26 protein-coding genes and 1 riboswitch are annotated in these 25,752 nt (G+C 61.5%); of the genes, 15 read left to right on the forward strand and 11 right to left on the reverse strand.

Going from position 1 to position 25,752, the window contains the following annotated elements:
• Positions 1-7: 7 nt before the first annotated feature.
• Positions 8-1,213 carry an MFS transporter gene (locus A0W34_RS19145; protein WP_081558099.1) on the forward strand — a complete coding sequence of 402 codons (1,206 nt, stop codon included), beginning with the start codon at positions 8-10 and terminating at the stop codon, positions 1,211-1,213.
• 29 nt (positions 1,214-1,242) lie between these two features.
• Entirely contained in the window at positions 1,243-1,896 is a 654-nt protein-coding gene (locus A0W34_RS19150; RefSeq protein ID WP_007726101.1) for a hypothetical protein, read from the forward strand.
• 376 nt (positions 1,897-2,272) lie between these two features.
• On the opposite strand, the gene A0W34_RS19155 is transcribed toward A0W34_RS19150, so the two are convergent.
• The 4 genes from A0W34_RS19155 to A0W34_RS19175 all read right to left on the reverse strand — a co-directional run bounded on the left by A0W34_RS19155 (position 2,273) and on the right by A0W34_RS19175 (position 7,201).
• Positions 2,273-3,703 carry an NAD(P)(+) transhydrogenase (Re/Si-specific) subunit beta gene (locus tag A0W34_RS19155; RefSeq protein WP_003941368.1) on the reverse strand — a complete coding sequence of 477 codons (1,431 nt, stop codon included), beginning with the start codon at positions 3,701-3,703 and terminating at the stop codon, positions 2,273-2,275.
• Complete coding sequence (locus tag A0W34_RS19160) at positions 3,703-4,026, reverse strand: NAD(P) transhydrogenase subunit alpha (protein WP_003941319.1); 324 nt, start codon at positions 4,024-4,026, stop codon at positions 3,703-3,705. The genes A0W34_RS19155 and A0W34_RS19160 overlap by 1 nt, the downstream gene beginning before the upstream one ends.
• Positions 4,026-5,135 carry a Re/Si-specific NAD(P)(+) transhydrogenase subunit alpha gene (locus A0W34_RS19165; RefSeq protein WP_003941381.1) on the reverse strand — a complete coding sequence of 370 codons (1,110 nt, stop codon included), beginning with the start codon at positions 5,133-5,135 and terminating at the stop codon, positions 4,026-4,028. The genes A0W34_RS19160 and A0W34_RS19165 overlap by 1 nt, the downstream gene beginning before the upstream one ends.
• A 527-nt stretch (positions 5,136-5,662) precedes the next feature.
• Positions 5,663-7,201: an AMP-binding protein gene (locus A0W34_RS19175; RefSeq protein ID WP_081558100.1), complete on the reverse strand. Its 1,539-nt coding sequence runs from the start codon at positions 7,199-7,201 to the stop codon at positions 5,663-5,665.
• A gap of 191 nt (positions 7,202-7,392) precedes the next feature.
• On the opposite strand from A0W34_RS19175, the gene A0W34_RS19180 reads away from it, so the two are divergent.
• A complete protein-coding gene (locus tag A0W34_RS19180; protein ID WP_003941328.1) occupies positions 7,393-8,211 on the forward strand; it encodes a maleylpyruvate isomerase family mycothiol-dependent enzyme in 819 nt (272 codons plus the stop codon).
• A gap of 34 nt (positions 8,212-8,245) precedes the next feature.
• Entirely contained in the window at positions 8,246-8,869 is a 624-nt protein-coding gene (locus A0W34_RS19185) for a Type 1 glutamine amidotransferase-like domain-containing protein (RefSeq protein ID WP_081558101.1), read from the forward strand.
• Positions 8,870-8,926: 57 nt separating this feature from the next.
• Here the strand turns inward: A0W34_RS19185 and A0W34_RS19190 are convergent, their stop codons facing one another.
• On the reverse strand, positions 8,927-9,253 hold the full coding sequence (locus A0W34_RS19190) for a hypothetical protein (protein WP_003941297.1): 327 nt from the start codon (positions 9,251-9,253) through the stop codon (positions 8,927-8,929).
• 573 nt (positions 9,254-9,826) lie between these two features.
• On the opposite strand from A0W34_RS19190, the gene A0W34_RS19195 reads away from it, so the two are divergent.
• Both A0W34_RS19195 and A0W34_RS19200 read left to right on the forward strand, forming a co-directional pair.
• Positions 9,827-10,096, forward strand: coding sequence for a GNAT family N-acetyltransferase (locus A0W34_RS19195; protein WP_007726096.1), 270 nt, complete (start codon positions 9,827-9,829; stop codon positions 10,094-10,096).
• Between the two features lie 161 nt (positions 10,097-10,257).
• On the forward strand, positions 10,258-11,484 hold the full coding sequence (locus A0W34_RS19200; protein WP_039972654.1) for an MFS transporter: 1,227 nt from the start codon (positions 10,258-10,260) through the stop codon (positions 11,482-11,484).
• Here A0W34_RS19200 and A0W34_RS19205 read toward each other — a convergent pair.
• Positions 11,477-13,045 (reverse strand): carboxylesterase/lipase family protein, encoded by a 1,569-nt coding sequence (locus tag A0W34_RS19205; RefSeq protein ID WP_081558102.1) that lies wholly within the window; start codon positions 13,043-13,045, stop codon positions 11,477-11,479. The genes A0W34_RS19200 and A0W34_RS19205 overlap by 8 nt on opposite strands.
• Before the next feature lie 104 nt (positions 13,046-13,149).
• A riboswitch (TPP riboswitch) is annotated at positions 13,150-13,245 on the forward strand.
• On the opposite strand from A0W34_RS19205, the gene A0W34_RS19210 reads away from it, so the two are divergent.
• The 7 genes from A0W34_RS19210 to A0W34_RS19240 all read left to right on the forward strand — a co-directional run bounded on the left by A0W34_RS19210 (position 13,233) and on the right by A0W34_RS19240 (position 19,641).
• Complete coding sequence (locus A0W34_RS19210; protein WP_007726090.1) at positions 13,233-13,976, forward strand: TenA family protein; 744 nt, start codon at positions 13,233-13,235, stop codon at positions 13,974-13,976. It overlaps the preceding riboswitch by 13 nt.
• Positions 13,976-15,004 (forward strand): ABC transporter substrate-binding protein, encoded by a 1,029-nt coding sequence (locus A0W34_RS19215; protein WP_030536827.1) that lies wholly within the window; start codon positions 13,976-13,978, stop codon positions 15,002-15,004. The genes A0W34_RS19210 and A0W34_RS19215 overlap by 1 nt, the downstream gene beginning before the upstream one ends.
• Positions 14,982-15,785 carry an ABC transporter permease gene (locus A0W34_RS19220; protein WP_003941393.1) on the forward strand — a complete coding sequence of 268 codons (804 nt, stop codon included), beginning with the start codon at positions 14,982-14,984 and terminating at the stop codon, positions 15,783-15,785. Before A0W34_RS19215 ends, A0W34_RS19220 begins: the two co-directional genes overlap by 23 nt.
• An 8-nt stretch (positions 15,786-15,793) precedes the next feature.
• Positions 15,794-16,588 (forward strand): ABC transporter ATP-binding protein, encoded by a 795-nt coding sequence (locus A0W34_RS19225; protein ID WP_081558834.1) that lies wholly within the window; start codon positions 15,794-15,796, stop codon positions 16,586-16,588.
• A gap of 288 nt (positions 16,589-16,876) precedes the next feature.
• On the forward strand, positions 16,877-17,434 hold the full coding sequence (locus tag A0W34_RS19230; protein WP_030536825.1) for a LysM peptidoglycan-binding domain-containing protein: 558 nt from the start codon (positions 16,877-16,879) through the stop codon (positions 17,432-17,434).
• A gap of 165 nt (positions 17,435-17,599) precedes the next feature.
• Complete coding sequence (locus tag A0W34_RS19235) at positions 17,600-18,082, forward strand: hypothetical protein (RefSeq protein WP_081558103.1); 483 nt, start codon at positions 17,600-17,602, stop codon at positions 18,080-18,082.
• 212 nt (positions 18,083-18,294) lie between these two features.
• Positions 18,295-19,641, forward strand: a complete 1,347-nt coding sequence (locus A0W34_RS19240) for a T3SS (YopN, CesT) and YbjN peptide-binding chaperone 1 (RefSeq protein WP_003941353.1) — start codon at positions 18,295-18,297, stop codon at positions 19,639-19,641.
• 21 nt (positions 19,642-19,662) lie between these two features.
• Here the strand turns inward: A0W34_RS19240 and A0W34_RS19245 are convergent, their stop codons facing one another.
• From A0W34_RS19245 to A0W34_RS19255, 3 genes are all read right to left on the reverse strand, one after another.
• Positions 19,663-21,030 carry an acetamidase/formamidase family protein gene (locus tag A0W34_RS19245; RefSeq protein ID WP_081558104.1) on the reverse strand — a complete coding sequence of 456 codons (1,368 nt, stop codon included), beginning with the start codon at positions 21,028-21,030 and terminating at the stop codon, positions 19,663-19,665.
• Positions 21,031-21,143: 113 nt separating this feature from the next.
• Positions 21,144-22,262, reverse strand: a complete 1,119-nt coding sequence (locus tag A0W34_RS19250) for a methyltransferase (protein ID WP_081558105.1) — start codon at positions 22,260-22,262, stop codon at positions 21,144-21,146.
• A 129-nt stretch (positions 22,263-22,391) separates the two neighbouring features.
• Entirely contained in the window at positions 22,392-23,507 is a 1,116-nt protein-coding gene (locus A0W34_RS19255) for a Glu/Leu/Phe/Val family dehydrogenase (protein WP_081558106.1), read from the reverse strand.
• Between the two features lie 219 nt (positions 23,508-23,726).
• Between A0W34_RS19255 and A0W34_RS19260 the strand changes: the two genes are divergently transcribed.
• Complete coding sequence (locus A0W34_RS19260) at positions 23,727-24,239, forward strand: Lrp/AsnC family transcriptional regulator (RefSeq protein ID WP_003941343.1); 513 nt, start codon at positions 23,727-23,729, stop codon at positions 24,237-24,239.
• Positions 24,240-24,285: 46 nt separating this feature from the next.
• Entirely contained in the window at positions 24,286-24,747 is a 462-nt protein-coding gene (locus A0W34_RS19265; RefSeq protein ID WP_007726074.1) for a 6,7-dimethyl-8-ribityllumazine synthase, read from the forward strand.
• A 56-nt stretch (positions 24,748-24,803) separates the two neighbouring features.
• Here A0W34_RS19265 and A0W34_RS19270 read toward each other — a convergent pair whose 3' ends face one another.
• Together A0W34_RS19270 and A0W34_RS19275 are read right to left on the reverse strand one after the other, a co-directional pair.
• Complete coding sequence (locus A0W34_RS19270; protein WP_232329881.1) at positions 24,804-25,010, reverse strand: hypothetical protein; 207 nt, start codon at positions 25,008-25,010, stop codon at positions 24,804-24,806.
• A 160-nt stretch (positions 25,011-25,170) separates the two neighbouring features.
• The gene (locus A0W34_RS19275; RefSeq protein WP_232329882.1) at positions 25,171-25,698 is read right to left on the reverse strand and encodes a DUF3558 domain-containing protein; all 528 of its coding nucleotides are present in this window, start codon (positions 25,696-25,698) and stop codon (positions 25,171-25,173) included.
• Positions 25,699-25,752 lie beyond the last annotated feature (54 nt).

Genomic DNA, 25,752 nt, shown 5'->3' on the forward strand with positions numbered 1-25,752 from the left:
GGAACGAGTGAGCGTCAACCCCACCGACCGCGCAGTCCCCACCTCCGCCCTGGTGCGCGCCCGCGCCGGCATCTTCGGCATTTTCGGCATCAACGGATTTCTCCTCGCGATGTGGGTCGTCCACATCCCGTCCATCGAACACCGAGTGGGGATCAGTCACTCGACGCTCGGCTCACTGCTTCTCCTTCTTGCTGTCGGAGCCATTGCCGGTATGCAATTGAGCGGTCCGCTCGCAGATCGATACGGCAGCAGACGCATGGTCGTCCTGGCGGGTAGCGGGCTGGCATTCGCCACTCTCGGCCCGGGGTTTGCCACGAACACCTGGCAACTGGGCGCTGCACTTGTCGTATTCGGGTTTGCGAATGGTGCATTGGACGTGTCGATGAACTCGCAGGCCGTCGAGGCCGAACAGCTGTACCGGCGCCCGATCATGGCGGCCTTTCACGGCATGTTCTCGGTCGGTGGCGTATTGGGCTCTGTCATCGGATTCGGCACTCTCGCACTGGATCTTCCGCCGTACGTCACGCTCAGCATCGCGTCGGCAATCGGCTTGCTGGCAGTCTGGTTGTGCTCGCGACCCCTTCTCCCTCACGTCGACGTGCATGCCGAAACCGGGTCGACTACCGGAAAGACACACGGCAGATTCTCGGCTCGCGTACTTGCCCTCGGAACCCTCGCCTTTGTTCTGATGCTGGCCGAGGGAGTGGCAAACGACTGGAGCGCGCTGCAGGTCAAGGAAGATCTCGGTGTTTCGAATGCCGTTGCCGCACTGTCGTTCGGCGCATTCTCCGCCATGATGACCGTCGGCCGGTTCACCGCGGATCGGATCAGCGCGGCGGTAGGCCCGGTGGCAGTGGTTCGCTACGGTGCGTTGCTTTCGTCCATCGGAATGCTGACCGTCGTGGTATCCGGCTGGCTACCACTGACGTTGCTCGGTTGGGCCCTGTTCGGCGCCGGCCTGTCGGGATGCATTCCGCAGATCTTCACCACGGCCGGAAATCTGGGCTCAGGTTCGGCCGGCACCAACATGTCTCGCGTCGTCGGCATGGGATACATCGGATTCCTCGCCGGTCCGGCAACCATCGGCTGGGTCACCAAGCTTGTGCCTCTCACCACAGCAATGTTGATCCCGTTTGCATGCGTCCTGGTCGCAGCGGGTTGTGCGGGTGTCGTTCGGCGCGATTCTCCGACCGCCTACAGACCTCACAGCTGATCCTCACGATCGGCACAGACTCAACAGGGATGCTGGTACTCGTGACCGTCTCGACCTCCACCCAGCACCCCGCTCCCTCCACAACCACTCGCTTCCTCGTCCTTGCCGCGATCGCCGTCGTAGCGCTGGGCGTCTTGTACTTCGTGCGACCCACCTCGCCCGGTTTGAGCGTCCCGGAACAGGTGCGCGCACTTGCCGAGTGGACGGTAGGCCGATTCGACGTCACCGCTGTACTCGCAGCCACTACCGCTCTGGCCGTCGTCTCGATGGTCCGCGGACTGCCATACGGCATCGGCGCGATCCTGCTCCTCGGAATGGGCGCCAATCTCACCAACGCGGCATTCGGTTCCTGGCTCCCCGATGTTCCCCAGGACCTATTGCCCAGCGGTCACGTCGCAGCGGCGACCGCGCTGTACTGCTCGGCGATCTTGATCTCCGCCCCGCAGTGGCGTCCGGTGGTCGCCGGGCTCGGATTCGTCGGAGTTGCTGCGATCGGTGCCAGCGCGCTCGCCGCCGAGCTGAGCGGCCTTTTCGGAGTGATAGCTGGCATTCTGATCACCCTGGTATGGGCCTGTGCCGCAGCCATTTTGATGGCACGATCGCCCATCGCCGCGAAACGTGAAGAGCTGCGCCCAGATACGGCAGCCATCGCGTTCTCCAGGCACCGGAGCATCCGACTTTAGTCCTAAATCTTTGGGATTCAGAGATTTTCGCCGATAGCTCTCCCGCCACGGTTGGACATGACGTATGTTCTGAAATGTCCGAATCAAGTAGTTCCACAGCGAAGGAGTCTTTACCGTGAGCCTCGAAGATCTGAACCCGCTCGAACTGATCCAGAAGTTGATCGAACTACTTTCCGGCTTCTCTTCCGACCCCGAAACCCCCGAGGTTCCGTAAAACGTCGCCAGAGGCGCCTGTTCCGAGTTTCGTCTCGGACCAGGCGCCTTTGTCGTTTCAGCACAAGAAGTCGTTGCAACACACGACATCTTTGCAACACACGGCCACGAAAAAAGGCGTCCACTCGCAGCTGCGAGTGGACGCCCCTTCCGAGTACCAGCGCTAGAGCGCCTTGAGCTCCTCGGTTACTTCGGAGACCGACTTCTTGGCGTCACCGAAGAGCATCGAAGTGCCCTCGGCGAAGAAGAGCGGGTTCTCGATACCGGCGAAACCGGAGTTCATCGAACGCTTGAGCACGATGACCGACTTCGACTGGTCGACGTTGAGGATCGGCATTCCGTGGATCGGTGAGCTCGGATCGTTGCGCGCCGCCGGGTTGGTGACGTCGTTCGCACCGATCACCAAGGTGACATCGGTACGAGAGAACTCGTCGTTGATATCGTCCATCTCCTTCATCGCGTCGTACGAGACATCCGCCTCTGCGAGAAGAACGTTCATGTGACCAGGCATACGGCCGGCGACCGGGTGAATGGCGTACTTGACCTCGACACCCTTCGACTCGAGCAATTTCGCCATGTCCTTGACGGCATGCTGAGCCTGCGCGACGGCAAGTCCGTATCCGGGTACGACGATGACCTGGTTGGCGTAGGCCATCTGGATGGCCGCGTCGGCGGCCGAGGTCGCCTTTGCCGTGCGCACGACACCGTCGGAGGATGCGGCTTCACCGCCACCACCACCGAAGCCGCCGGCAACGATGGCCGGGATGGACCGGTTCATGGCCTTGGCCATGAGGTTGGTCAAGATGGTGCCCGAAGCACCCACGATCATGCCGGCGACGATCATCGCCTGGTTGTTGAGCGCCAAACCTGCAGCAGCAGCTGACAAACCGGTCAGAGCGTTGAGCAGCGAGATGACGACGGGCATGTCCGCGCCGCCGATGGGCAGCACGACCATCAGTCCGAGGATGCCCGAGAGCACGAGCACGCCGACGATCCACAGTGAGCTGGTCGGGCCTTCCGGTGAGATCGCCTTGATACCGATGATCACCGAGAACGCGACGGCGGCAATGAGCAGCAGAGCATTGAGCGGCTGCTGGAGCTTACCGATTCCGATCGGACGACCAGGCAGAGTTTCCTGCAGCTTCAGGAACGCGATCACGCTGCCCCAGAAGGAGATCGATCCGATCACCGCGGCAAAGAGCGACGCGATGACGATGTGTACCGTCGGAGACTCGCCGTGCTGGAATGCGGTGAAACCGTCCGAGTCCAGGAACTCCGCGTACGCGATCAACGCGACCGTGCCGCCGCCGACACCGTTGAACAGTGCCACCAACTGCGGCATGGCCGTCATCTTCGTCCGGAGCGCCGGCGGAACGCCGAGCACGACACCGATGACAAGGCCGGCAGCGATGAGGATCCAGTTCCCCATCTCCGCATCACGAATGGAGATCAGAGTTGCAACGACGGCGATGAGCATGCCGACCGCGGCGATCTGGTTGCCGCGGACTGCGGTCTTCGGGCCGGTAAGACCCATGAGGCCGTAGATGAACATCGAGAACGCGACAATGTAGAGCGCATTGACCAGGTATTCCATTACTGGTCACCATCCTTCGACACAGACTTGGCGGCCGGCTTGGCCTTGAACATCGCCAGCATGCGGTCCGTGACCACAAAACCACCGACAACGTTCACGGTTCCGAAGACGAGCGCTACGAACAAGATGATCTGCAACCCGATCGAGGGATCGTGCACCTTGCCAAGGACAACCAACGCACCCAGGACGACGATGCCGTGGATGGCGTTCGTACCGGACATCAACGGGGTGTGCAGGGTGTTCGGAACTTTGGAGATCACAGCGAAACCGACGAACCCGGACAACACCAGGATCGCGATGTTCGCCAGCAGTGATGTGTACATCAGGCGCCCTTCTCTTCACGGGTGACGCACGCACCGGCCAGAACCTCGTCGGAGAAATCAGGCGCCAAGGCGCCTTCCACCAACATGAGTTCGATCAGCGCGGAAATGTTCTTCGAGTACAACTCGGACGCATGCTCCGGCATGGACGCCGGCAAATTCAACGGAGAGCAGATGGTCACGCCGTGCTTGACGACGGTTTGACCCGGCTCGGTCAGCTCGCAGTTACCACCGGTTTCACCCGCGAGGTCGACCACCACACTGCCCGGCTTCATGCCTTCGACCGCGGCAGCGGTCACCAGGCGCGGCGCGGGACGACCCGGAACCAGAGCTGTGGTGATCACAACGTCGAAGCCCTTGATCGCATCTTCGAGTGCCTGCTGCTGCTTCGCTCGCTCGTCGTCGGTCAACTCGCGGGCGTATCCACCCTCGCCCGCCGCATCGATTCCCAGGTCGAGCCACTGTGCACCCACCGAACGCACCTGGTCGGCGACCTCAGGACGCACGTCGTACCCGGTAGCGCGGCCACCGAGACGCTTGGCTGTCGCCAGCGCCTGCAGACCTGCCACACCCACTCCGAGGACCAGAACCGTCGCAGGCTTCACCGTGCCCGCAGCGGTGGTGAGCATCGGGAAGAACCGCGTCGACTCCGATGCTGCCAACAGAACAGCCTTGTACCCGGACACGTTCGCCTGCGAGGACAACGCGTCCATCACCTGCGCGCGGGAGATACGAGGAATCGCCTCCACGGCGTATCCCTCGATGCCGGCGGCCTTCAACTCGGCGATGCGGTTGTCCGCATTACGCGGATTCAGGAAACCGATGAGCTTCGCGCCGGTACTGATCCGGGCGATCTCTTCTGTCGACGGAGGCGCAACCTTGACCACCACGTCAGCAGTCCACGGATCGCCGATCTTCGCGCCGGCAGCGGTGTACAACTCGTCGGGAATCAACGCCCCGAGACCGGCCCCGGACTCGACGACCACGTCGACACCCTTGCCGATCAAAGCGGACACAATTTTCGGCACCAATGCGACCCGACGCTCACCATCACTCGATTCTCGAGGGACGCCGACCGACGGACGCACTTGTGCGCTCTTCGATGTTTCCATTTTCCATTACCTTCTGCGGTTGGTGGTTCGCCTGCTGCGACGAGCGGCAACCAGCATGTGATGAGCGGAAGATGACCCGCTTTTGGGTGAATGGTGACTGATAGTAGCCAGAGTTAACGCGGCGTAGGGAAACCGACGACGCACTTTCTCCATCTGAATCGAGTCCGAACAGTATGTTTGGACATACCTGAAGAAGCCTACTGTGAGGCCGATCACACCGGAATGGCGGACTATTCCACTATTTGAAACGGCCGAAAGACGTAAAGGCATCAGAATGACGCGCCGAATAATCACCGTCGAGCGAGTTTACGAACCGGCTTCCGAATGTAACGCCGTCCGACTCCGCGTAGACCGACTCCGGCCACGCGGCCTCAAACGCGAAAACCTGCAGTACGCCTCGCACCGTCCTCGGATGCTCGACCCGTTGTTCTACTGACAGCAAGCAAGGACCTGCCGTACGGTCACGCGCAGGTCCTTGCCGACTATCTCGCAGAATTACTCTGATGTCCTAGTATTTCACTAGAGCATCAATTGCTCACATATTGAGACCGCAACTTGTGCTTGACGAGCTTTCCTGTAGCGGTCCTAGGCAATTCGTCGGCAAAGTCAATGCTTCTCGGAGCTTTGAAATGTGCGACCTGACTGCGAACGTATTCCAGCAATTCCTCGGCGACATGGGCACCAGGCTCGATTCCCTCCGCTAGTTGGACAACCGCCTTGACCTGCTCACCCATTTCCTCGTCGGGAACACCGATGACCGCCACGTCGAACACCTTCGGGTGCAAAGTAAGGATGTTCTCGGACTCCTGTGGGTAGATATTCACACCACCGGAGATAATCGTGAACGCGGCGCGGTCGGTCAGATAAAGGAAACGCTCGGAGTCGATATAGCCGATATCTCCACTCGTCGTCCACGTCGGATGATCCGGATGCTGCGCGGCAGCCGTTTTCTCGGGATCATTGTGATACCGGAACGGCAAAGTCTCCCGCTCCCAGAACACGGTACCGATCTCGCCGACCGGAAGATCGCGCCCGGCGTCGTCACAGATGTGCACGATCCCCATCACTCCGTCACGCCCGACGGAACCCGGATGCGACAAGGCCTGCTCACTGTTGATGAAGGTAGCGCCCGAACCCTCGGTCGAGGCGTAGTACTCGTAGATCACCGGCCCCCACCAGTCGATCATTGCCGTCTTCACTTCGGGCGGGCAGGGAGCAGCAGCGTGAATGGCGACCTTCACCGTCGAGACGTCGTAACGATCACGGGTCTCCTTCGGAAGTTTCAACATTCGAACGAACATCGTCGGTACCCACTGACTGTGCGTCACAGCGTATTTACCGATCAACTCCAGCGCGGTTTCGGCTTCGAATGCATCCATCAAGATCACGGTTCCGCCGACCGAATTGATCACGCCGCAAAAACGCAGGGGCGCCGCGTGATAGACCGGAGCCGGGCACAAATAGACTGTGTCGGAATCGAACCCGTACATCGGTGCGAACACCGCGGTGTACGGATCCATGGTGGTGTTCACCTCACCCTCCGGGAGATCTCCTTTGATCCCCTTCGGCCTGCCGGTCGTTCCCGACGAATACAGCATGTCAGCCCCACGCGGCTGCGAGTCGAGTGGAGCAGTGGACTGCGCATCGACCGCGTCTTCGTAGTCGTCGAAGCCCTCGAGGGCGCCGCCGTACACCAATCGGTGCCGCACGCGTGGAATCAGCTTCTCGTCCAACGGAACTGCTGCGGACGCCTGCCCCGACGCCACCAGAATTGTCGCCTCGCAGTCGTCGACGATGTAGGCAGCCTCCGCAGCCGTGAGATACCAGTTCACCGCGGTGATGTAGAGGCCGGATCTCAACGCTGCCCAGTACACCTCGAACGCCCGGAGATCGTTGTTCGAGATGAGAGCGACGTGGTCCCCAGGCTTGGCACCGACACTTCGGAAGTATCGCGCCAACTGCGTCGACCGTTCGTCGAGTTCCCGATAGGTGATGGACTCACCCGTCGCAGGGCGAATGACGGCGGGCTTGTCCGGTGTGGACTGGACAAAATTTCCTGGAAACACGAAGACTCCTCTGTCGGTGACGACAACGCCGCGTGAGCCTGATTCGGCGTCGACAATCCTGGTCTACCACAGGAACTCTGCCACCCTCGGAGGTTTGGCGACACCGACTCGAAGCATGGGAATGCCCGCTCACTTATCCGCCGGGACATACAGTGAGGAGAACCGCACCGTCCGAAACAGGAGATGTCCACATGAGTGGTTGGCCCCAGGACTCAGTAGTCGACGCATTGACCGAGGAATGGAGAGTCATCGACGCACTGCTGGCCGAACTCGACGGCGATCAGTGGTTGGCACCGTCGAACCTTCCGGGGTGGACGGTTCACGACATCGTGTCCCATCTGATCGGTACGGAATCACTGCTCTCGGGCATCAATCCGCCGTCGATCAATCTGGACGTGCACGCATTGCCCCACGTCCACAACGAGATTGCGGCGTTCAACGAGCGCTGGGTCGAAGGCCTGCGGCGGACACCGCACTCGGACCTGCTGACCCGATATCGCGAGATCACCGCCGAACGAACCGAAGCGCTGCGCTCGATGACCAGCGCGGACTGGGACGCCGAGACACAAACACCGGTCGGTCTTGCGCCCTATGGCCGGTTCATGCGTATTCGGACCTTCGACTGTTGGATGCACGAACTCGACATCAGAGATGCAGTTGGCATTCCGGGTGAGGAAGGCGGATTGCGCGCGGAGACTGCATTCGGCGAAATCACCAGCGCGCTTGGATTCGTCGTCGGAAAACGAGGAAAGGCGCCAGAGGGAGCACGGATCACTTTCGAACTCGAAGGGCCACTTGCCCGTTCACTTCACGTCTCGGTCGACGCGCGAGCAACACTCGTCCCGGAGCTGGACGGTCCGGCGACCACGACCATCTCGATGAGCTCACCGCTCTTCACCCGAATTGCCGGTGGCCGCGTCCACGCGTCGGATCACCGAACCGACATCTCGCTTCGCGGTGACACCACGGTGGGCACACGCGTCGTCGACAATCTGGCGTTCACGATTTGAGGGCTGGGTGGGTAGGTCGCGAAGGTACTGAGAAGTGAAACTGTTTCTCTCGTCCTACCGATTCGGCGATCACCGCGAGGCTTTTGTCGATCTCGTAGGCCGCGGCGCTCGCATCGCGGTCATCGCCGCGGCTGCAGATTCGTGGCCCGCCAATGCCCGCAGTTCAGCAGTCACCAGCGAATTGACTCCGCTACGGGCAGCGGGCTTTACCGCCGAGGAAGTGGATGTCCGAGACTTCCTGGGTGCATCGGAAGCACTGGAACTCCGGCTCCGCGAATTCGACTGCCTGTGGGTTCGCGGCGGAAACACGTTCGTCCTGCGAGCTCAGCTAGCTCGAAGTGGCGCTGACAGGGTCATCGAGATGCTGGTTCGTTCAGGCGTCGTGGCCTATGCGGGATACAGCGCCGGAGCGTGCCTGGCGACTCCGACTCTGATCGGGCTGGACGCGTCGGACGACCCCGCTGAAGTCATGCCAACGTGTGGTATCGACCCGATCTGGTCCGGGCTCGCGCTGATCGACTTCGCGATAGTGCCGCACGGCGGCGATTCGCTACTCGAAGATCCACAGGTGACTGCGCGGACGGTTGCGGCCCTGACCACGGCGGGCGCGCAATTCACCGTGCTCACCGATTACGAGGTGATACTCGTCGACCGTTGATGTAACGCAGACGGTTGATCTTGACGCAGACTGAGCAGTCGACTCGGCCCGACCGGATCAGCCGTGCTCTGCCACCGCGGTTCCGGCTGCCGGCGACTGACGCTCGAGCCTCGTCCACGCGATCTCCCAGCGCTTGACAGAGACCTCGTCAGCGTCCTCGAGAAGGGCGTCGAGGAGCAGGCGTGGATTTTCGCGCCATGCCAGTTCAGCGGCATGGACTTCCGCAGCCGAGAACAACCCGGAAGCCTCGAGATCACGAATCCATTCGCAGATCTCGCCTCGGTGAATCCGTGCGATGGTCTCGTATCCCAGACCTTCGTCAAGGAAGTCGTACGAAAAAATTGCGGCAAAGTAACTGTTCGACTCACGCTGCCCGAAAATCATGTGCGTTCCTTCCTCGAAGTTGTCCGACGAAGACTCGAAATCGAACCGTTGAGCAGCGACGCCAAAGTTTTTTGGCGAAGTTGTAACGCTTCTTCTATCCCCGACGATTCAAACGCTAACCCCCCGAGCGGGTCTTTGGGATCACGTCCGAGAAACGATCTGATGACCAACGCAATACCCCTGGGGTTTCCGGCCACTCGCACCCATCATCGACACGCAACCAGCGCGCCGCTGACCTGCAATTTGCCCGTTTCAGGCCCTCCACTTAATCCATCCGAACAGACGACAAAAAACTTTGTGACCGATCCCACATATTGGGATAGTTACGATCGTGATGCATATGTATCACCCGTTGTGGGCACAAAAGTACGGGCAAATCGGCACGTACAGACCAGTTTTGTTCGTTCTCCATGGCGACGAAGGTCCCTTGAACGGTCGTCCAGTTGTAGTTGCGCTAAGTAACGGATCCCACGTCGGCAACCGATATTGCGGACGGCCTGCCAGGTAGCGTGCTCCAGAGAACGTAGACGCGGCGCGGCGCAACCGGCCGCCCTTTCGAAACGGAGCCCGAAGATGACCGAGACAGTGGCGCACAATCCCGCGGAAACGCGTTTCGAGATCCGAGTCGACGGCGAACTCGCCGGTTTCGCCGAGTACTCGGACCATTCCGGCGTCCGTGATTTCCACCACACGGTGACCTATCCGCAGTTTCGTGGGCGCGGGCTTGCCGCCATCGTGGTGCGTGAAGCGCTCGATCAGACCCGGAACGAGGGATTGAAGATCCTTCCGACGTGCTCGTACGTCGAGAAGTTTGTTGCGGAGAACCCCGTCTACCAGGCATAACCGAACGAGAACGGCCGGCGAAAAACCAGTCGCGAACCTGCAGACCCCGCTGCTAGCGTCGATGGTGCCGTCGTCGAAATCCTGGGCGGCACCATCTCGGGGAAGGAAAGAACGTGGTCGCCTCAGCAGATCGGCGTCCACCTGCGTCCACGGACGTAGTTATCCCCAGCTATCTCCCTCTCGTACTGGTCAATCTCGCGACGCTGTTCTCGGCGATCGGCAACGGTATCGCCATCGTCGTGCTCCCCTGGCTGGTTCTCGAACGAACCGGTAAGGCTACCGACGCGGCGATAGTTGCCGGCGCAGCAGCCATTCCGCTACTCGTGTCGAGCCTGTTCTCGGGGACATTCGTCGACAAGTTCGGACGCCGTCGAACGTCGATGATTTCCGACGCTCTCTCCGCGATGTCCGTTGCAGCGATTCCGATCATCGCGGCCACCGCGGGCTTGACGATCCCGGTGATCGCGGCGTTGGCCGCACTCGGCGCCGTGTTCGACCCCGCCGGAATGGCGGCGAGGGAGTCCATGCTGCCTGCAGCGACTCGGACCGCCAAGTGGAAGCTCGATCGAACCAACAGTGTGTACGAGGCCAACTTCAACGTCGCGTATCTGATCGGCCCTGGCATCGGCGGTGTCCTCATCGCAACGATCGGAGCGGTGAACACGCTCTGGGTCACGGCGGCAGGTTTTGTGTTCTCGATAGTCGTGGTCGCCTTCATCCGGCTTCCCGGCGCCGGAGTGCCCGAACACGAACACCGTCCGAAATCGATCTGGCACGGCACACTCGACGGTCTTCGGTTCGTCTGGAACAACAAACTGCTGCGCACCCTGGCGCTGATCGACATGGCAGTCGTCGCGCTCTACATGCCTGTGGAGAGTGTCGTGTTCCCGGTGTACTTCACAGAGTTGGATCAACCGGCCCAACTCGGATCGGTGTTGATGGCCTTGGCGATCGGCGGCATCATCGGCTCTCTCGCCTACGCCCCACTGGCGCCGATCATGTCCCGGCGGCTGATCATGATTTTTGCCGTCGCCGTTCTCGGCATAGCGATGCTGGCCATGGCGCTCCTACCTCCACTGTGGGTGATCCTCGTACTTGCCGGACTGCAGGGCCTCGTCTACGGACCAGTCGGCCCGATCGCCAACTACGCCATGCAGACGCACAGCCCGGAGCACATGCGTGGACGCGTCGTCGGTGTCATGACGTCGACGGCCTACGCCGCAGGCCCACTCGGCTACCTCGCGGTCGGCCCGCTGCTCGATCAACTCGGAATCGCGTCGACCTTTGTGGCCCTGTCGATTCCGATCATCCTGATCGCCGCAGTCTGTGCCTCTCTGCCGGTGCTTCGCGAACTGGATCGTCCGCGGCACTCGACCGACGTCAGTTGAACCCCATCACGTCGTTGCCCCAGGCGACGCGCAATCCGTGATCGGGGTCGCTGACGAGGGTGTCGGCGGAGTCGATCAACAGCGTCGACCGCTTCTCTTCCTCGTACGGCGCCCAGTGCTTCGAGCCGTCGAGGGCCGCCGGCACGGCATGCCTGGCGAAGGCCAACCATCGCCGTTGGATACGGCCGGCCACCTCCATCGCGGCCTTCCGACCGCCGAGCCAGAACGTGGGGTCGACGTTCAGGGTTCCGAAATTGCCGAATACATAAGGTAATTCGGTCGCGTGGCCCGCGCCGATCCGCGCCGCCTTGAGCATCGGCGTCGCGTGATCGAAGCGGTAGACCCATGTAGGGGAATGCCTGCAGTGCGCGTCGGCGATCCAGAGGGTCGGCATGCGAAACGCAGCGTCCCGTGACAGTGCCAGCGCGCCACTCGGTTTCGCATGGTCAGGGTAAGCCGACATGATCTCGGCAAGTTTGGTCGCGGAGATGTCGGGGTGATCGTCGGCCAGTAATTGGAGCATTGCCTCGACGGACTGCGCACTCACCGGCATCAACGGAGACTTCATGAACTTGAAGATCGACGCCTCGTCCTTGTTGGAACCGATGATCAGTGGGATTCGGTGCGCGTAACCCTTCTGGAAAGCCGCAACCGGGTAGTGCGGCACCAGATCGCGATCGACAACGGGTGCCATCGCCAAAGTTCCCGGAATCCGGGTCGGAATTTCGTTGACCAAATCATCGCTTGCCTTGACGAGCAGTTCCAGATCCGTGGTCAGCAGATCGCCTGCGTCTTCGGGGTCGATCGAGAGCAGTTCGAGAAACCGCTCCGCCACGGTCTTGGCGCGCTCGGCCCCGTAGACGGAGGTCGCGGGCGGACTCTGGGCAATCGCACGATGGAACAGACCTTCGGCGCTCGGACAGGTCATGAGCGTCGTGATGGATCCTGCGCCGGAGGACTCACCGAACACGGTCACCGCACTCGGGTCACCACCGAAGGCGTCGATGTTGTCTCGAACCCATTCGAGTGCCGCAATCTGGTCTCGCAGACCACAGTTCGATTCGAAAACAGTATCCGCGGTGGAGAATGCAGACAGGTCCAGGAATCCGAGTGCGCCGACGCGATAGTTGAAGGAGACGAGAACGACGTCACCGGTTTCAGCCAGATGACGGCCGTCGTAGATCGTTTGGGCGGCGGACCCGAGGCAGTAGGCGCCGCCGTGAATCCACACCATCACCGGTCGCGGCGTGCCGTCGGGTCGCGGGGCCCAGACGTTGATCGACAGGCAGTCCTCGTCGATTTTGAAGGCCCGATCGATCGGAACCGCCGGACTCTGGCCTTGCGGCGCTATCGGCCCGAACTCACGACAGTCGCGCACCCCGTCCCACGGCTGTGCGGGTTGCGGCGCTCGGAACCTCCGCTCACCCACCGGCGCCCCTGCGTAGGGCATGCCCTTCCACGCGAATACACCGCCATCCGGATACCCGCGGGCTTCTCCGCCGCGCGCCCGGATCACCAGAGTTCCGTCCTCGCCGAGATTTGGTCGAACGTCGGTCTCCATGTCTGAATCCCCTCCCGACCCGCGCGTGTGGCAATCAAGACCAAACCTACCAATCTCGGACGGGTGTGCGCCGAGTACGCAACCCCTCGGTGTTAAGGTCGCCTAGTTCTGACACGGGGTGCTCCGCATGGGCGGGGCTGAGAACACACCCGGGAACCTGATCAGGTAATGCTGACGAAGGGATGTCATGGCTACTACGCAGCCTGCATACAATTCTGCCGAAAACTCGGTGGCCACAGCGCCGTCGACGGATCGGTTCACAGATCGACTCTGGGCCGAGACGAAGGCCCTCCGCGAGTCGATCGACTCACTGGAGTTCCTCCGCCGCCTAGGCGACGGAACATTGCCTCTCGACGCGTTCCGCACGTACATCGAGCAGGACAAGCTTTATCTCGAGGGGTATTCGAAAGCGTTGTCCCTGGTCGCGGCCCATGCCCCGGATCCGCAGTCCGCGGGCTTCTGGTCGAATTCCGCGTCCACGGCAGCGACAGTGGAATCTGCGCTTCACGACGGACTTCTCACCGGTGGAATTCTTCCAGCGGGATCGGGAAGGCTCGAGCATTCGCAGGCCTGCCTGGGATACGTCTCGTATCTGACGGCGACTGCAGCAACTGCGCCTTACCCGGTCTCCGCAGCGGCAGTACTCCCCTGCTTCTGGATCTACGCCGAGGTGGGCCGCGATCTTGCCGCTTCAGCGCGCGAGGTACTCGACGCCGATCCGTCGCATCCGTACGCACAGTGGGTCACGACCTACGACGCACCCGAATTCCACGAGTCGGTGGCGCAGGCCCGCGTACTGGTCGATGCTGCGGCCGAAGCTGCCACCGAGACAGAGCGTGAGGCGATGAGTGAAGCATTCCGCATCGCCAGCCGCTATGAGCTGATGTTCTGGGATTCCGCACTCCACCAGCAGCCTTGGCCGGCGTCGTGATGTCGTTTGCGGCGCTGCGCCGCACGCTTGCCACGTCTGCCGCGATCGCAGCCGCGTTCACAGTTCTGACCGGATGCGCCTCTGACACCGGCTCTTCCGACGGGACCATTCGGTTCGCACTCGACTGGACACCGAACACGAACCACACCGGTTTGTACGTAGCACTCCAAGAGGGCTACTTCGAGGACGCCGGCCTGGACGTCTCGATCCTGCCGTACAACAACACCTCGCCCGACACCCTGGTCGATGCCGGCAATGCCGAGTTCGGCATCAGCACACAGAGTCAGGCCACGTTCGCCCGTGCAGCCGGCGCCGCCACGACATCCGTCATCGCGCCACTTCAGCACCGCGCCACCGGCATCGGCGTGAAGGCGGATCGTGCGGACATCACGCGCCCACGTGATCTCGACGGGAAGACGTACGCCGGGTTCGGCGATCCCGGCGAAGTCGAAACGCTGCAGCAGATCATCCGCAACGACGGCGGGACCGGGAACTTCACGACGGTCACGCTCGGAACGTCCGCGTACGAAGCCGTGTACTCGGGCCAGGCAGACTTCACCGTCTCCTACTTTGCTTGGGAAGGCCTCGAAGCGGAGCGAAACGGAACTCCGATGCGGTACTTCCAGTACACCGATTACGGCTTCCCCGATGCATATTCGATCGTGATCAACGGCAACCAGCAGTGGTTGAAGGACCATCCCGACGAGGCACGCAAGTTCGTCAAAGCCGTTCAGCGCGGATATCAGACTGCTGCCGACAACCCGGACCAGGCCGCGCAGGATCTCATCGACGCGAACCCCGGAGCATTCACCGACGAAGACCTCGTGCGTGAGAGTCAGCGGATGCTCGCCGCCGACTACATGAAAGACGCCAACGGCGTCGTGGGCGCCCAGAATCTCGAAACCTGGTCGGGCTACTCGGGATTCCTCTTCGAGAACGGATTGCTCGCCGGACCCGACGGGAAGCCGTTGACCCAGAAGCCGGACTGGTCGGAGTACTTCACCAATGAGTATCTCGACGCGTCCTGACGTGAGCGGACGGTTGGTCTCGACCATGCGGCGGGCGCTTCCCGCGCTCGCCGTGGTGGTGCTCCTCGTGGCGGCGTGGCAGATCTACGTCGAGATCAGTGGGATTCGGCCGCAAGTACTTCCGTCTCCGGGGCGCGTTCTGTCCCAGGGGTGGGACAACCGCGAGATCATCTCCGGCCACGCCTGGTCGACATTGCAGGTCACGTTGGTCGGCTTCACTGTTTCATTGGTGTTGGCCTGGATTCTTGCTGTGGTCGTGGACTTTTCGCCGTGGTTGTCACGCGCGCTGGTACCACTTTTTGTCGTCTCGCAGACGCTGCCGATCATCGCCATCGCGCCGCTGATGATCATCTGGTTCGGCTTCGGGCTGTTGCCGAAGGTGTTGGTGATCGCCCTTGCGACGTTCTTCCCCATGACCATCGGACTCATCGAGGGATTTGCCGCGGCCGATCGGGAAGCGGGCGCTCTCCTGCGCAGCATGGGCAGCACTCGCTGGCAGGAGTTCCGATACGTTCGCCTTCCTTCGGCAATTCCGCGATTCTTCACTGCCCTGCGCATCGGCATCACGTATGCGGTCGTGGGTGCGGTGTTCTCCGAATACGTCGGCGCTACTTCCGGTTTGGGTATCTACATGAGCACCCAGAAGAACTCCTTCCGCACCGACCTGGTGTTGGCGGCCGTACTGGTGACCGCGTTGATCAGTGTCACGCTGTACTTGCTGACGTTCGCCATCGAGCGCATCGTTGCACCATGGGCGATGAACGAAAGGTCGCGGACATGACTGACCCGATGGTCGAGGATGCAATGGTCGAAATCCAGGACCTGACCAAGAGGTTCGACACGGCCGGAGAATCGCGTCTCGTGCTCGATTCGGTGTCCTTTGGCGCCGACGCGGGCGAATTCGTGTCGGTGATCGGGCCGAGCGGCTGCGGCAAGAGCACGATCTTCAACGTCCTGGCCGGGCTCGAATCCCCGACCGCGGGTTCGGTCCGTGTGGGCACGCGCGCAACGGAATCCGAAGCAGCCGCCGAGGTGCACACCGCGTACATGCCGCAGAAGGATCTTCTGTTCCCTTGGCGCTCGGTACTGGACAACACGGCCCTCGGTTTGGAAGTGCAGGGAGTCGGCAAGAAGGAAGCACGCGAGCGCGCTCGCGAGTTGTACCCGGCGTTCGGACTGTCCGGATTCGAGGACGCCCGGCCGTCACAGCTGTCCGGCGGCATGCGCCAGCGAGCGGCGATGCTGCGCACCGTTGTTCAGGGCAAACCTGTCCTGCTGCTCGACGAGCCGTTCGGCGCACTGGACTCGTTGACCCGCACCGAGATGCAGGCCTGGCTGCAAGACGTGTGGCAGCAGTACCGGTGGACCGTGCTGATGATCACCCACGATATTCGTGAAGCGATCTATCTGTCCGATCGCGTGGTCGTTCTGTCGGCGAGGCCGGCAACGGTCAGGTGCGTCGTCGACGTTCCCTTGCCGAGGCCACGCGAACTGGACATGATCACCTCGCCCGAGTTCGCCGACGTCGAGCGTGAACTGCTTGCCGTTCTCCACGACGAGACGCGCAAGTCGCTACACCCCTAGCGGTTACTGACAATGCGCTGAGAGCGCGCCGATTTCACCTGCCGTTCAAGAGAAAGTGCATCGCAACGGTGCAACTTCGCGTAGGATGTCGCGGCGCTTTCGCCCAAAACGCCTTAATATCAGCAAGATCCGAACGCTCGACACGCAATCCGTCAACGCTGCACAATTCTCTGCACTCTTCGGTAACGTACACTCGGTCGCCTACGAGACCAACGGCCAGAAGGTAACTGGACGGTAAAGCGGAATCGTGGAGGCACAGCCATCGCAACAGATTTGGAAAGGGACAGCGTGAGCACACTGCAGTCAGGTCAGAGCCTCGGAGTCGGCCAGGAACTCAAGTCCGACAACGGCGCATACACCCTCACCTTGCAGGACGACGGCAACCTGGTTCTGTCCGAGGGCGGACAGGCTGTTTGGGCCGCAGGCACCAACGGATCCGGCGCCAACCGCGCCGAGGTGCAGGCTGACGGAAACTTCGTCATCTACAAGGACTCCGACGCCGTGTGGGCATCGCAGACCGCAGGCAACGACGGTGCCTCCCTCTCGGTTCAGGACGATCGCAACGTCGTTCTGTCCGTCGGCGGAAATGCTCTGTGGTCTTCGGACACTGCAATCGCAGCGCCGGCCGCCGAGGCTGCCCCGGAGCCCGCTCCGGCACCCGAGCCCGAGCCTGCCCCCGCCGCTCCGGCAGCGCAGAGCTACACCGTCGAAAGCGGCGACACCCTGTGGGCGATCGCAGAGCGTTTCTACGGTGACGGCAACCAGTACCAGCGCATCGCGGATGCAAACGGCATCCCGAACCCGGATCTCATCAACGCCGGTCAGGTACTGACGATCCCCGCCTGATTCACTGCTTGACCTGGCCCTGGGTGCCGACGTCCGCGTCGGCACCCAGGGCCTTTTGTGTTCTACGCCACACAGATTCGCGTCCCGCCCAGCAGACCCTGATACTCCATTGCGGCATCTTTTCGCCTACAGTACTTCCGTACTGCTCCCGAAGGACAGGTGTGCATGAAAGACAGAACAGTCATGATCGGCGCTGTCGCAGTGGCCGCTCTTTCTCTGACATCAGGCCTCGTTTTCGGCGGAGCAGCCGGCGCATTCGGTGCCGGCGGCCCTGTGGTGAAGCCTCCCACTCTGGTCTCGTCGGTTTCCGTGGAGTCCGTCGCCGGGATCGAACCGGCCGCGTTCTACAGCTCGGTTGCAGTCCCCACGGTTGTCATCCCGCCGACGCCGACCTGGCGAATCGCCGACGAGACGACTGCTCCTCGTAATCAGCCGCTTGTGGTGACCGCGACAAGCACGAGCTCCGCCACCTCGACTACGACGGCCACCAGTACGACAACACCCGTCTCATCCACGACAACTGCGTCGGCTACCGCGACCTCGTCACCGACCGCGACGGCCGCAACCACCAAGACCAGCACCACCCCCGTTGTCACGACCGGGTCCACGCCGCCCGTCGTCGAGGTCTCGCCCGTTCTCGCCGGATAACCCTCGCTCTTTCGCCCGCACACCGCCTGGCGTGACGGCGGTTACAGGCACACTTCAGTCGCCGCTCTCGAATAACCGATCTACCTGCAACTACCTTCCTCGTCGTCACGGTTCGTGGTCCGCTGCAATCCGGTCGACCGGAAAAGGACAGCAGCATTGTCGGAGCCTCGCGATACCGTATAGGTCTGAGCTTTTGCGGAAGGAGGTGGCTGATGAGCGCAATGGGCTTCGATCTCGATGTCAGTGTCGACCGGGCGTGGGCAGAATTTCAACGTCGCCTCGGCGATCACATTTCCATCATGGTCGACGGCGACGTTCTTGCCGTGGAATCGTCCACCGGCGACTTCGATCCAGCTGACGGCGCAGCGCCATGCGTTCAGTTCCTCGTGTGGGACGAGAACACAGTCCGCTGCGAGGTTCCTTCCAACGACTTCCTTCATCCGCGCTATCGACTCGAAGATGCCGACGAACAAAAGTTGATCGCACTCGGCTGGAATCCGCCTTCCGAGAATCTCGAGGATCCGAACAACTCCCCCGCCTTCTGCGTCGACAAGGCGCAGAACTGGGCCGATCAGCTCGCAGCGATGACTGTCGCTGCATTCCGTGATGTGTTCGGTGTGCACCACCCGGCTTTTCTATCCAGCGATCTCACCGGCAACGAGCAGACTCCGGATTTCGATCCGTCGGTCGTCGAGTCGACAGAACTTCCGACACTCGACCCCACCGCGGCCTACATGCCCAACGACATCGACCACCTCAAGGAGTTGGTCACTCTCGCTTTGCTTCCCATGCTCGGCACTCTTCCCGAGCGAGACAGCGACGGCGACATACCCATTCGTGTCGGTTCGACTGTCATGTTCGTCGGTCCGCTTTCCGAGTCCATGGACGTGCAGTTGTTCTCCCCACTCGTTCAGGACATCAGCAACCGCACCCGTGCAGCCGAGGTCATCGCCGATCTCAACCGCAAGTGGTCGCGCATCAAGTTCGTCTTGATCGACGACCGTCTGTCGGTGTTCCTCGAGGTGGCGGGTTCGCCATTCGTTCCCAAGCAACTCACCGATACGTGCGCCGCCCTGACGTCGTTCCTGCGTACCGTGGACGACGAGTTCGCCGCACGCGTCGGCGGAGACCTCTTCTTCGCGAACAAGAGCGGTGACTCCTCCTCGCTGCAGCCCGATCTGACGGCCGAGGACCTGCCTCCCGAACTCGAGACCCTGCTGCACCTCGATCTGGACGTGGCCGAGGATCTCGACGCGGTAGCCGATGTCTGTGGTCGTGATCGCGATCTGATTCTTCAGCTCCTCCACATCAGCAACGAATGGCAGATTCAGCTGCGTAGTCAGGCGGTGGACGCCCACAGTCGCGGAGACGCCGAAGAGGCTGCGGGATACGAGGATCAGGTCGGCGGGTGGGAACTCATGGTCGACCGTCTGCGAGGGGCCTTGCGACTGGTGGTCCTACCCAATTCTCGAACCGAGACGCCGGCAAAGCCGCAACCTGAGCAAATGGGCTTGTTTGCCGATCCCTTGCAACAGAGCCTCTTCGACGATCCGTCCTGATAACACGGATCGCCTTTCCCGCTATTCGAAGTGAGATTTGACGATCTGCCCGTGGACGCCCACGGTTCGATCGACTACCTGCGAGACCGTGAAATCGGCTGCGGCAGAAAGATAGGCGTAGGCCGTCGCTCGATCCATTCCGCGATCATGCTCGAGGAAGTCGAGCGCGTTGACCACCGCGCGCCGCATGGCGCCGTTGAGGTCACTGTTCTGCCCATCGACCGAACCGTTGGGGTCGGACAGGCCGATCGGAATCCAGGCCTCCTCGGTCTCAGCGAACGGGTATCCGAAAGCCACCGATGGAGCGTCACCGGAATCCTTCTTACACACGCTGAGTCGGAACGTGCCGCGCAGCGATCCTTCCATCGCGGTCAACGCTGCCTCACCGTCTCCCATCGCCATGTGGGGGTCACCGACGTAGAACAGGGCGCCTTCGGCAAAGACCGGCAGATAGAAGGTTGATCCGACACCGAGATGCCTGATGTCGATGTTTCCGCCGCCCAGCGTCGGAGGAATGGAGTTCGACGACGGGGATGTCGGGTCGGCATCCGAGGAATAGGCAACTCCCATCATTCCCATGAAGGGCCGCAGGGGAAACCGCACCTTCGACTGTCCGAAAGGCATCACGCCCTTGCCGTCTTCGATCGCCGTGAAAGTGGAAACACCGCCGTACTTCAACGGGTCCTTTGTTGCGCGCCCGTCTGTGGCGACCGGCGGCATGACTTCGTCCAGAGTGATTCCCGCTGGAGCGGTTCCGTCTGCTGTGACGGCGAGAGCGCCCTTGCCGTGTCTGCTCGACACAACGCCGTACGGCACGCGGAGAATGGCTTCGAGAGTCTCGATCTTGAGTACGTCTCCAGGCTGGGCGCCTTCGACGAAGACCGGGCCGGTGACGACGTGCGGTCCGTCCTTGTCGAAGTTTCGTTCGGTTCGGTTGTATTCGGCCGCAACGGCAATCGCATCCTCGAGCACGTCCTTCTCGGAAACGCCTTTGCTACCGAAGTATTCGAGAGGATTGCGCCCTTGATCCTCGAGAATTCCCTCGTGCGAGAGGGCGTCGATCGTGACGGTCTGGCCCGACTTCATCCGCATCACCTCGCGGGTGTGGATGTTGGGCACATAACCCCACATGACGTCCGACGGATCCGAACTCAGATAGTGATCGCCACTGACGTTTCCGCTGCCCGGTTGCAGAATCGGAATGCCATCGGCGAACGGTAGTGCAGAGGAGGACGATCCAGCCGGTGACGCGTTCGAGTGCGCGCATCCCGAAGCCACACCGGCAACTCCTACGCCCGCACCGAGGGCAGCGACTGCCCTCATGAATCCGCGTCGGCCAAGACCTTTCGTCAGGTCTTCGGCTGCGTTGCGGGCAAGAGTGTATTCCATCGAGATTCCTCCGGAGTGCGTGACGATGTGCGACTGCGAAGAAAGCTAGACCCGATTTGTTACTCGTTCATTACCATTTCATGGCAAGGAAATACCGCTGACTGAGAATGAATTCAGCGACGGCGAAGCCGCCAGAGCGAGGTCGTCTCTCGTGCCCGGGCAGCGTGAAGCGCATCGGTTCGGTCACTGACCTTTGCGTGCGTCGGTTTGACGTCCATGCGATCGACAACAGTGAGCCCACCGGCCGCAATCAGATCGTGCAGTTCGGATCGCGTTCGGAGACCGAGGTGTTCGGCAATGTCCGAGAGGATCAGCCACGCTTCTCCCCCGTCGTCCAGATGCGCTGCGACACCAGTCAGGAAGCCCTTCAGCATCGCTCCAGCGGGGTCGTAGACGGCGTATTCGATGGGCGAGGTGGCCTTGGCCGGAATCCAGGGAGGATTGCAGACCACCAACGGAGCGGTGCCTTCGGGAAAGAGGTCTGCTTCCACCACGTTCACCTGATCGCCGTAGCCAAGCCGCGAGAGGTTGCTACGAGCGCATTGCAGTGCCCGGGGGTCCTGGTCGGTGGCCGTCACCGTCTGAACTCCACGCCGCGCCAGGACGGCAGCAAGAACGCCGGTGCCAGTGCCGATGTCGAAAGCCGATTCCGTCGACGGCAGTGGCGCAGACGCGACAAGATCGACATACTCCCCGCGGACGGGTGAGAACACTCCGAAGGCGGGATGCACTCGTGCGTCGAGAGCCTCGATCAAAACACCTTTGCGGTGCCACTCGTGAGCGCCGATCGCGCCGAGGATGTCACGCAACGAGCGAACCGAAGGCTCACCGGTAATCCCGAAAGCTTCGGTCAACGCGACTTGCGCGTCCGGGGCTCGCCGGAGTGGAATCGACAGATCTGCATCCAAGGGAATGAGCAGCATGCCGAGGATCTGCGCGCGGCGTCCTTGGGTCTGCCGGTGGAGATGGAAGGCTTTGGCTGGGTCGTCGGACGCTCGGCGCGGCTTGCGGTCGATGCGCGACGCGACGGCCTTCGACAGTTGGCGAGCGTTCTGAAAATCTCCGCGCCACAACAACGCCGTGCCTTCGCATGCCAAGCGATAGGCGTCGTCGGCCTTCATCGTGTCGTCGGCGACAACGATGCGCTTGGGCACCGGGGCGTTGCTCGTCGAACCCCAACGGGCCGATTGCTCGACGTCGTTCTCGGTCCACACTGCGAATTGTTCAGTCATGTAAGCCCTTCCGGCGTCCGACGCATAGCGGCCGGTCTACCGGCTGATGTGGTCCAGATCTGCAAAATCTGCTCGTCTGGTGTCCACACTAGTCGGGACCGGCCGCGCTACATGACTGCGAGAGGGATGTCAGCCCTTGGCTACGCGAGCTGCCTCGGCGATCCGAGCCTCGGCGACCGCGTCAGCAGCCTCGCCCGCGAGGATTCCGTCGTTCTTCGACTTCGCGAAGATCTCGGTGACCGTGTCGAAGATCTTCTCGACCTTGAGCTTGACCTCTTCGGCCGAGTTGCCCTTCAGCTCGCCGGCAACCTGGATGAGGCCGCCGCCGTTGGCGACGTAATCGGGGGTCCAGGTGATGCCGCGGTCGCGGAGGATGTTCTCGACCTCGGGCACGGTGAGCTGGTTGTTGGCAGCGCCGCAGACAACCTCGGCCTTGATCGAGCGTGCGGTCGTGTCGGTGAGTGTTGCGCCCATCGCACACGGTGCGTAAACGTCGAGATCAGCGTCGATGATGCTGTCGACGATGCTCACCTGCGGGAAGTCCGCCTTGACGCGATCGAGCGCTCCGGCGTTGACGTCAGTCGCCAACACGGTTGCGCCGTCTGCGAGGAGAAGCTTGATCAGCTCGTAGCCGACCTTGCCTGTGCCCTCGACACCAACAGTCTTGCCTGCGAGCGACGGAGTGCCCCAATGCGACTGTGCCGCGGCGCGCATCGACTGGAATACGCCGAGGGCCGTCATCGGAGCGCTGTCGCCGGAACCGCCGACCGTAGCGTTGCGGCCGACGACGTAGTCGGTGTTACGACCGATGATGTCGAGATCGTTGGAGTTGGTTCCGACATCACCAGCGGTGATGTAGCGACCGCCGAGGGTCTGGACGAATTTTGCGTAGGCGCCGAGCAATTCGTCGGTCTTGGCCGTTGCGGGGTCGCCGATGATGACAGCCTTGCCGCCGCCGAGGTCGACGCCGGCAACCGCAGCCTTGTAGGTCATGCCGCGCGAGAGGCGCAAAACGTCTGTGACTGCGGCGGATTCGTCGGAGTACGGGTAGAAGCGCGTTCCGCCGAGCGCGGGACCGAGCGTCGTGGAGTGGATGGCGACGATGGCCTTGAGGCCGCTCGCGGGATCCTGGAAGAAGCTCACCTGCTCGTGGGGGTAATCGCGCAGGTAGTCGGCGCGATCGAACACGCCCGCAGTGTCGTCATGGGAAACAACAGAGTTCACGGGCTCGGCGGTGAGAGTCATTGTGGGATAGACCTTTCCGAAGGATAAACGGGGTGCAGTCGAAACATTGGGACGAAATGGCCGTTGGGTACTATTGGGGACAAATAACCCAAAGAGAATCCCGCTGAGCAATTCGTGGAACCAATGCTCTGCCTGAGCTACGATTTGGTCAATGCAAATCTCTTGAACTAGTCAATTCGATCATCCAGTGACCCATATCACTGAGGAGAGGTTCACAAAGTGCTCAGCATCGACAAGCTCGACGTCCAGTTGCTCGGTCTGCTCAGCAAGGACTCGAGGATGAGTGTGGCCGAGTTGGCCAACTCGTTGGGCGTCGCCCGCAACACCGTCCAGTCGCGAATGAAGCGCATGGAATCCAACGGACTTCTCACCGGGTTTCGGCCGAATCTCAATCTCCCCGAGGTCGGTATCCCGATTCAGGCATTTGTCGGTCTGGAACTCGAGCAGGGCAAGATCAGCGCAGTCGCTCGGAGTCTGACCGAGTTGCCCGAGGTGATCGAAATTCACGCCACGACCGGTCGCGAGGATTTGCTCGTTCGCGTCGCCACCTCGACGCACGCGGCCCTGCAGAAGTTGGCCGAGCAGATCGTGTCACTTCCAGGCGTCACGCATTCGACCACGACCATCGCTCTGACCAATCCCCTTCCGTATCGAATTCAGCCTCTCCTCGAGCACCTCACCAATGACGCCGGCTGGGGTCGTTCGACCGCCTTCCCCCGTCAGCAGGACTAGGACGGGTGGTCGCGTCGATGCTTCCCAGTGCGCTAGTTTCATGGTTATGAGTGAGATCCAGGGACAGCGCATCGCGTTCATTCAGGCGACGTGGCATCGCAACATCGTCGACCGTGCACGCGACGGATTCACCGACGCGATCGTCGAGCTCGGCTACCCCAAGGACACGGTTGATTTCTTCGAGGTACCGGGAGCTTTCGAGATCCCGCTGCACGCCCGGCGGTTGGCCAAGACCGGCCGCTACCAGGCGATCGTTGCCGCAGGCCTGGTCGTCGACGGCGGTATCTACCGGCATGACTTCGTGGCAACGGCTGTCATCGACGGTCTGATGCGCGTGCAGCTCGACACCGACGTTCCGGTCTTCTCGGTGGTCTTGACGCCGCATCACTTCCACGAGCACGCCGAGCACGTCGACTACTTCAGCACGCATTTCGTGAAGAAGGGCGCCGAGGCTGCGCGCGCGGTCGACGCCACCGTCAAGTCGTTGAAGGCCCTGCCCACCAACTAGTCGTTACCCAAGTCTCGCTGAGTCGAATGCCATCGGCTCAGCGAGATTTTTTGTGTCTATCGAGGGGTGTCGACGCTTGCCAGTGCGGAGGCATTCGAGCCCTCGACTTCGCCATAGCGGTCGACGCATTGCTGGAAGAAGTCCCGCATCTCGGTGACCACCTGAATGTGGCTGGTCAACGACTTCTCCAACGAATCTTCACCATCCTTAGCTTTCTTGGAGAACTTCTCGGCCAGGTTGATTCCAGATTGGAGCGTTCCCATTCCAGAAACATTCGCAATCACGAACAGATTTCTGCGCATCTGATCGAGTTCGCCAAGAAACCCTTCGCATGCCGCAACCACATCACGTGCGATGTCTGGCTCAACTTCCAGTCGCGAGTCGTCAGACCCATTGCTTCGATCAGACCCACTCACCGAGACCTCATTTCGGTAGCGTCGGTTCAAGATTGACCGACAGACGCTGCACAACAACACAACTGGACTCTTGCCGAGCCTCAGACAGCTTTCGTTCTACGTTGAACCAGATTGAGCCGTGTTCGACCGAGAAAGCAAGGTAGCAACCATTGTTGTCCTCGTCGTCGACGCGCTGATACTCGATACCACGCCGCCCACCGACAGTGAGTTCCTCGAACCCTCGGAAATCAGGATTCCGTCGAACATCGTCGACGGTGTACGACGATGAATACACGGTCAAGAAATACCAGGACCCGCTCCACCCACAGATCTTCCATCCTGGCTGCTCCACGCCCGCCGCACCAGCTTCCTCGGTAGCCGGATCAAGCCCCACTTCTTCCAACACCGAGTCCGGAATGTCCTTGCACGGATCGAACAGACCCTCTTCGCCGGATGCAGGCTCAGCCGCCCCCTCCACGACTGAGCTGCATCCTGCCGCAGCCCACACCAACACCCCAGCCATGAGCAGTCGCCCAACCCCCACCGACCCCCGCATGACACCCCCTGTTGATGTGGACCCACTGTATTGGATGCACCGGAGGCTCGATCG

This window comes from Rhodococcus sp. BH4 (assembly GCF_002079265.1).
Lineage (GTDB): Bacteria > Actinomycetota > Actinomycetes > Mycobacteriales > Mycobacteriaceae > Rhodococcus_F > Rhodococcus_F qingshengii.

What these genes read in the sequence shown, in the direction of transcription:
- A0W34_RS19225 (WP_081558834.1), top strand. Translation starts at nt 15,794, where the DNA reads ATGGTCGAGGATGCAATGGTCGAAATCCAGGACCTGACCAAGAGGTTC.
- A0W34_RS19165 (WP_003941381.1), bottom strand. Translation starts at nt 5,135, where the DNA reads ATGGAAACATCGAAGAGCGCACAAGTGCGTCCGTCGGTCGGCGTCCCT.
- A0W34_RS19215 (WP_030536827.1), top strand. Translation starts at nt 13,976, where the DNA reads ATGTCGTTTGCGGCGCTGCGCCGCACGCTTGCCACGTCTGCCGCGATC.
- A0W34_RS19245 (WP_081558104.1), bottom strand. Translation starts at nt 21,030, where the DNA reads ATGGAATACACTCTTGCCCGCAACGCAGCCGAAGACCTGACGAAAGGT.
- A0W34_RS19265 (WP_007726074.1), top strand. Translation starts at nt 24,286, where the DNA reads ATGAGTGAGATCCAGGGACAGCGCATCGCGTTCATTCAGGCGACGTGG.
- A0W34_RS19190 (WP_003941297.1), bottom strand. Translation starts at nt 9,253, where the DNA reads ATGATTTTCGGGCAGCGTGAGTCGAACAGTTACTTTGCCGCAATTTTT.
- A0W34_RS19235 (WP_081558103.1), top strand. Translation starts at nt 17,600, where the DNA reads ATGAAAGACAGAACAGTCATGATCGGCGCTGTCGCAGTGGCCGCTCTT.
- A0W34_RS19250 (WP_081558105.1), bottom strand. Translation starts at nt 22,262, where the DNA reads ATGACTGAACAATTCGCAGTGTGGACCGAGAACGACGTCGAGCAATCG.
- A0W34_RS19205 (WP_081558102.1), bottom strand. Translation starts at nt 13,045, where the DNA reads ATGGAGACCGACGTTCGACCAAATCTCGGCGAGGACGGAACTCTGGTG.
- A0W34_RS19220 (WP_003941393.1), top strand. Translation starts at nt 14,982, where the DNA reads ATGAGTATCTCGACGCGTCCTGACGTGAGCGGACGGTTGGTCTCGACC.
- A0W34_RS19195 (WP_007726096.1), top strand. Translation starts at nt 9,827, where the DNA reads ATGACCGAGACAGTGGCGCACAATCCCGCGGAAACGCGTTTCGAGATC.
- A0W34_RS19150 (WP_007726101.1), top strand. Translation starts at nt 1,243, where the DNA reads ATGCTGGTACTCGTGACCGTCTCGACCTCCACCCAGCACCCCGCTCCC.
- A0W34_RS19210 (WP_007726090.1), top strand. Translation starts at nt 13,233, where the DNA reads ATGGCTACTACGCAGCCTGCATACAATTCTGCCGAAAACTCGGTGGCC.
- A0W34_RS19180 (WP_003941328.1), top strand. Translation starts at nt 7,393, where the DNA reads ATGAGTGGTTGGCCCCAGGACTCAGTAGTCGACGCATTGACCGAGGAA.
- A0W34_RS19275 (WP_232329882.1), bottom strand. Translation starts at nt 25,698, where the DNA reads ATGCGGGGGTCGGTGGGGGTTGGGCGACTGCTCATGGCTGGGGTGTTG.
- A0W34_RS19270 (WP_232329881.1), bottom strand. Translation starts at nt 25,010, where the DNA reads ATGGGAACGCTCCAATCTGGAATCAACCTGGCCGAGAAGTTCTCCAAG.
- A0W34_RS19255 (WP_081558106.1), bottom strand. Translation starts at nt 23,507, where the DNA reads ATGACTCTCACCGCCGAGCCCGTGAACTCTGTTGTTTCCCATGACGAC.
- A0W34_RS19240 (WP_003941353.1), top strand. Translation starts at nt 18,295, where the DNA reads ATGAGCGCAATGGGCTTCGATCTCGATGTCAGTGTCGACCGGGCGTGG.
- A0W34_RS19155 (WP_003941368.1), bottom strand. Translation starts at nt 3,703, where the DNA reads ATGGAATACCTGGTCAATGCGCTCTACATTGTCGCGTTCTCGATGTTC.
- A0W34_RS19160 (WP_003941319.1), bottom strand. Translation starts at nt 4,026, where the DNA reads ATGTACACATCACTGCTGGCGAACATCGCGATCCTGGTGTTGTCCGGG.